3 protein-coding genes are annotated in these 5539 nt (G+C 66.1%); all 3 read left to right on the top strand.

The features are described 5' to 3' along the window. Positions 1–450: 450 nt before the first annotated feature. The gene (gene rplJ / locus ACWGH4_RS30235) at positions 451–981 is read left to right on the top strand and encodes a 50S ribosomal protein L10 (protein WP_005313626.1); all 531 of its coding nucleotides are present in this window, start codon (positions 451–453) and stop codon (positions 979–981) included. Between the two features lie 109 nt (positions 982–1090). Further along, entirely contained in the window at positions 1091–1474 is a 384-nt protein-coding gene (gene rplL, locus ACWGH4_RS30230; RefSeq protein WP_005313624.1) for a 50S ribosomal protein L7/L12, read from the top strand. Positions 1475–2027: 553 nt separating this feature from the next. Next, entirely contained in the window at positions 2028–5513 is a 3486-nt protein-coding gene (rpoB, locus tag ACWGH4_RS30225; RefSeq protein ID WP_441265747.1) for a DNA-directed RNA polymerase subunit beta, read from the top strand. The last annotated feature ends 26 nt before the right edge of the window (positions 5514–5539 follow it).

Genomic DNA, 5539 nt, shown 5'->3' with positions numbered 1-5539 from the left:
GCTGGGGAGGCCGGATTTTTGCGTGGACGCTGTCGTCGTCGGGCGCCGGGCCCATCAAAGCCCCGTGCGGGACCGGAAGGCGGCCGGCGCAGGCGGGCCGGTGTGGGCCGCTGCGCAGCCGGGTATCGCGCCTCCAAGGCCCCGTGGCACCCCAGGAAGAACGGCGGGCGCGGGGGGCGCCCTGACGCGAATACGGCGGATTTGCCTGGCGGGGTTGCGTTCGCGTACTCTTCCGAAGAAGCCAAAGACCGCTGGTCGTTGCCGTGCTCTCCTTCCGAGGGTCCGGTGGCCGAAGGATCCGCTCAGTAGCGGACGTCCTGCGCAGGTGACTGTGGAAAGTTCCCGGAAGCAATTCCGGTCGAGCTCAGCCCCGTGCGCCTGCGCCGGGGCGTTTCGTTTTGTTCGGCCCCTTCTGAGCGGTCCTCATCACCCGGAAGGAGGCCGACGCTCATGGCAAGGCCCGACAAGGCCGCCGCGGTGGCCGAGCTGACGGAGTCGTTCCGCAGCTCGAACGCCGCCGTGCTGACCGAGTACCGGGGTCTCACCGTGGCTCAGCTCAAGGAGCTGCGCCGTTCGCTCGGTGAGAACGCCCAGTACGCCGTGGTGAAGAACACGCTGACCAAGATCGCGGCCAACGAGGCCGGGATCAACTCGCTCGACGACCACTTCACTGGTCCGACGGCGGTTGCCTTCATCACCGGTGACCCGGTGGAGTCGGCGAAGGGTCTTCGTGACTTCGCCAAGGACAACCCGAACCTGATCATCAAGGGCGGTGTCCTTGATGGCAAGGCGCTGTCCGCCGATGAGATCAAGAAGCTTGCGGACCTCGAGTCCCGCGAGGTTCTGCTCGCCAAGCTGGCGGGCGCCATGAAGGGCAAGCAGTCCCAGGCTGCCGCGCTCTTCCAGGCGCTTCCCTCGAAGTTCGTCCGCACCGCGGAGGCGCTTCGTGCCAAGAAGGCCGAGCAGGGCGGTGCCGAGTAATTCGGCTCGCGCATTGACCGCCGCCTGAGGCGACGGTCACAGCGGGCCGAACGTACGCCCGCCTCACATGTACACACGGCACCTGCCGAATGAGTGGAAGGACGCCATCATGGCGAAGCTGTCCCAGGACGACCTGCTTGCGCAGTTCGAGGAGATGACCCTCATCGAGCTCTCCGAGTTCGTGAAGGCCTTCGAGGAGAAGTTCGACGTCACCGCCGCTGCCCCGGTCGCCGTTGCCGCCGGTGGCGCTGCTGCCGCCCCGGCCGAGGCCGAGGCCGAGCAGGACGAGTTCGACGTCATCCTCACCGGCGCCGGTGAGAAGAAGATCCAGGTCATCAAGGTCGTGCGTGAGCTGACCTCCCTGGGTCTGAAGGAGGCCAAGGACCTCGTCGACGGCACCCCGAAGCCGGTCCTCGAGAAGGTCGCCAAGGACGCCGCGGAGAAGGCTGCCGAGTCCCTCAAGGCCGCCGGCGCCTCCGTCGAGGTCAAGTGACCTCGCGAGTCTTCTGACTCCCGCGCTGTAACGCGCACACACTGAAGGGCGATCACCCAAGCGGGTGGTCGCCCTTCGGCGTTCCGGCCGAGGGTGCCTTGCTCTTCTCCCTCCTGGGAGTATGGTGATCTTCGCCGTGCGCCCCTCACGGCGGCCTCTGAGGGTCCCGGAGCAGCAGCTCAGGGGCGAGGGCCTTGACGAACCGCACGCAGCGCGCAATTCTCAGGACGCGTCGTCACAACGATCCACGTTCCGAGGCATGGATCGACGACCGAACGGGCAGTATCGATGTGCGCCTCACGGCGCATGGGGTTCGCGGAGATGAGAAAAACGAGGGTCTCGAGGGTCTCGAAAACCCGCACTGGACATCAGTGTGCCAAGTGGCTACACTGACCCTTTGCGCTGCCTGTTAGCTGCCCTCTGCCCGTCACCAGGGGCATGCCCGTGTATGAGCTTCGGATGAAGAACAGCCCCTAGCTGGGGTTTCTCCCTCCGTTCACAACATGGGACCGGTACGCGCGTAGTGAGTCCGAGCCCTCGGAAGGACCCCCTCTTGGCCGCCTCGCGCAACGCCTCGACCGCGAATACGAACAACGGCGCCAGCACTGCCCCGCTGCGCATCTCCTTTGCAAAGATCAAGGAGCCCCTCGAGGTTCCGAACCTCCTCGCGCTGCAGACCGAGAGCTTTGACTGGCTGCTCGGCAATGCCGCATGGAAGGCTCGTGTCGAGGCGGCTCTCGAAAGCGGACAGGACGTCCCCACCAAGTCCGGTCTGGAAGAGATCTTCGAGGAGATCTCGCCGATCGAGGACTTCTCCGGGTCGATGTCGCTGACCTTCCGCGACCACCGTTTCGAGCCCCCGAAGAACTCGATCGACGAGTGCAAGGAGCGCGACTTCACGTACGCGGCCCCGCTCTTCGTCACGGCCGAGTTCACCAACAACGAGACCGGCGAGATCAAGTCCCAGACGGTCTTCATGGGCGACTTCCCGCTCATGACCAACAAGGGCACCTTCGTCATCAACGGCACCGAGCGTGTCGTGGTGTCGCAGCTGGTCCGCTCGCCGGGTGTCTACTTCGACTCCAACATCGACAAGACGTCCGACAAGGACATCTTCACGGCCAAGATCATCCCTTCCCGGGGTGCCTGGCTGGAGATGGAGATCGACAAGCGCGACATGGTCGGTGTCCGTATCGACCGCAAGCGCAAGCAGTCCGTGACCGTCCTGCTCAAGGCGCTCGGCTGGACCACCGAGCAGATCCTCGAGGAGTTCGGCGAGTACGAGTCCATGCGCGCCACCCTGGAGAAGGACCACACCCAGGGCCAGGACGACGCGCTGCTCGACATCTACCGCAAGCTGCGTCCGGGCGAGCCCCCGACGCGCGAGGCGGCCCAGACGCTGCTCGAGAACCTCTACTTCAACCCGAAGCGCTACGACCTCGCCAAGGTCGGCCGCTACAAGGTGAACAAGAAGCTCGGCGCGGACGAGCCGCTGGACGCCGGCGTCCTCACCACCGACGACGTCATCGCCACCATCAAGTACCTGGTCAAGCTGCACGCTGGTGAGACCGAGACGGTCGGCGAGTCGGGCACCCAGATCGTCGTCGAGACCGATGACATCGACCACTTCGGCAACCGCCGTCTGCGCAACGTCGGCGAGCTCATCCAGAACCAGGTCCGCACGGGTCTGGCTCGTATGGAGCGCGTCGTGCGTGAGCGCATGACGACCCAGGACGTCGAGGCGATCACGCCGCAGACGCTGATCAACATCCGGCCGGTCGTCGCCTCCATCAAGGAGTTCTTCGGCACCAGCCAGCTGTCGCAGTTCATGGACCAGAACAACCCGCTGTCGGGTCTCACCCACAAGCGCCGTCTGTCGGCTCTTGGCCCGGGTGGTCTCTCCCGTGAGCGGGCCGGCTTCGAGGTCCGTGACGTGCACCCCTCGCACTACGGCCGCATGTGCCCGATCGAGACCCCTGAAGGCCCGAACATCGGCCTGATCGGCTCGCTCGCGTCCTACGGCCGGGTCAACGCGTTCGGCTTCGTCGAGACCCCGTACCGCAAGGTCACCGACGGTCAGGTCACCGACGAGGTCGACTACCTGACCGCCGACGAGGAGGACCGCTTCGTCATCGCCCAGGCGAACGCGACCCTGAGCGACGACCTGCGCTTCACCGAGGCGCGCGTGCTGGTCCGCCGTCGTGGCGGCGAGGTCGACTACGTCCCGCCGACCGAGGTCGACTACATGGACGTCTCGCCGCGCCAGATGGTGTCGGTGGCGACCGCCATGATCCCGTTCCTCGAGCACGACGACGCCAACCGTGCCCTCATGGGCGCGAACATGATGCGCCAGGCCGTTCCGCTCATCAAGGCGGAGGCCCCGCTCGTCGGCACCGGCATGGAGTACCGCTGTGCCACCGACGCCGGCGACGTCATCAAGGCGGAGAAGGACGGTGTCATCCAGGAGGTCTCGGCCGACTACGTCACCGTCGCGAACGACGACGGCACGTACACCACGTACCGCATCGCGAAGTTCTCCCGCTCGAACCAGGGCACCTCGGTGAACCAGAAGGTCATCGTCTCCGAGGGCGACCGGGTCATCGAGGGCCAGGTCCTCGCCGACGGTCCCGCCACCGAGAACGGTGAGATGGCGCTCGGCAAGAACCTGCTCGTGGCGTTCATGCCGTGGGAGGGTCACAACTACGAGGACGCGATCATCCTGTCGCAGCGCCTCGTGCAGGACGACGTCCTCTCCTCGATCCACATCGAGGAGCACGAGGTCGACGCCCGTGACACCAAGCTCGGCCCCGAGGAGATCACCCGGGACATCCCGAACGTCTCCGAGGAGGTTCTCGCGGACCTCGACGAGCGCGGCATCATCCGTATCGGTGCCGAGGTCGTCGCCGGCGACATCCTGGTCGGCAAGGTCACGCCCAAGGGTGAGACCGAGCTGACCCCGGAGGAGCGTCTGCTCCGCGCGATCTTCGGTGAGAAGGCGCGTGAGGTCCGTGACACCTCGCTGAAGGTGCCGCACGGCGAGACCGGCAAGGTCATCGGTGTGCGCGTCTTCGACCGCGAGGAGGGCGACGAGCTTCCCCCGGGCGTCAACCAGCTGGTCCGCGTCTACGTGGCCCAGAAGCGCAAGATCACCGACGGTGACAAGCTCGCCGGCCGTCACGGCAACAAGGGCGTCATCTCGAAGATCCTGCCGATCGAGGACATGCCGTTCCTGGAGGACGGCACCCCGGTCGACATCATCCTCAACCCGCTGGGTGTCCCGTCCCGAATGAACCCGGGACAGGTCCTGGAGATCCACCTCGGCTGGCTCGCCAGCCGCGGCTGGGACGTCTCCGGGCTGGCGGACGACTGGGCGCAGCGCCTGCAGTCCATCGGCGCCGACCAGGTCGCTCCCGGCACCAACGTCGCCACCCCCGTCTTCGACGGTGCGCGTGAGGACGAGATCGCCGGCCTCTTCGACGCCACGATCCCCAACCGCGACGGCGACCGCCTGGTCCAGTCGTCCGGCAAGGCCAACCTGTTCGACGGCCGCTCCGGCGAGCCGTTCCCGGACCCGATCTCGATCGGGTACATGTACATCCTCAAGCTCCACCACCTGGTCGACGACAAGCTCCACGCCCGTTCGACCGGTCCGTACTCGATGATCACCCAGCAGCCGCTGGGTGGTAAGGCCCAGTTCGGTGGCCAGCGGTTCGGAGAGATGGAGGTGTGGGCACTCGAGGCTTATGGAGCGGCCTACGCGCTCCAGGAGCTGCTGACCATCAAGTCCGACGACGTGACCGGCCGCGTGAAGGTCTACGAGGCCATCGTCAAGGGCGAGAACATCCCCGAGCCCGGCATTCCCGAGTCCTTCAAGGTGCTCATCAAGGAAATGCAGTCGCTCTGCCTCAACGTGGAGGTGCTCTCCTCGGACGGTATGTCCATCGAGATGCGCGACACGGACGAGGACGTCTTCCGCGCCGCGGAGGAGCTCGGTATCGACCTGTCCCGGCGTGAGCCGAGCAGCGTCGAAGAGGTCTGACGGGCCTGGCGGGGGCTCCCCAGAAG

It is taken from the genome of Streptomyces sp. NPDC054847, from assembly GCF_053610925.1.
The sequence above is the reverse complement of the archived record's forward strand: the minus strand, read 5'-3'. Positions and strand labels throughout refer to the sequence as shown.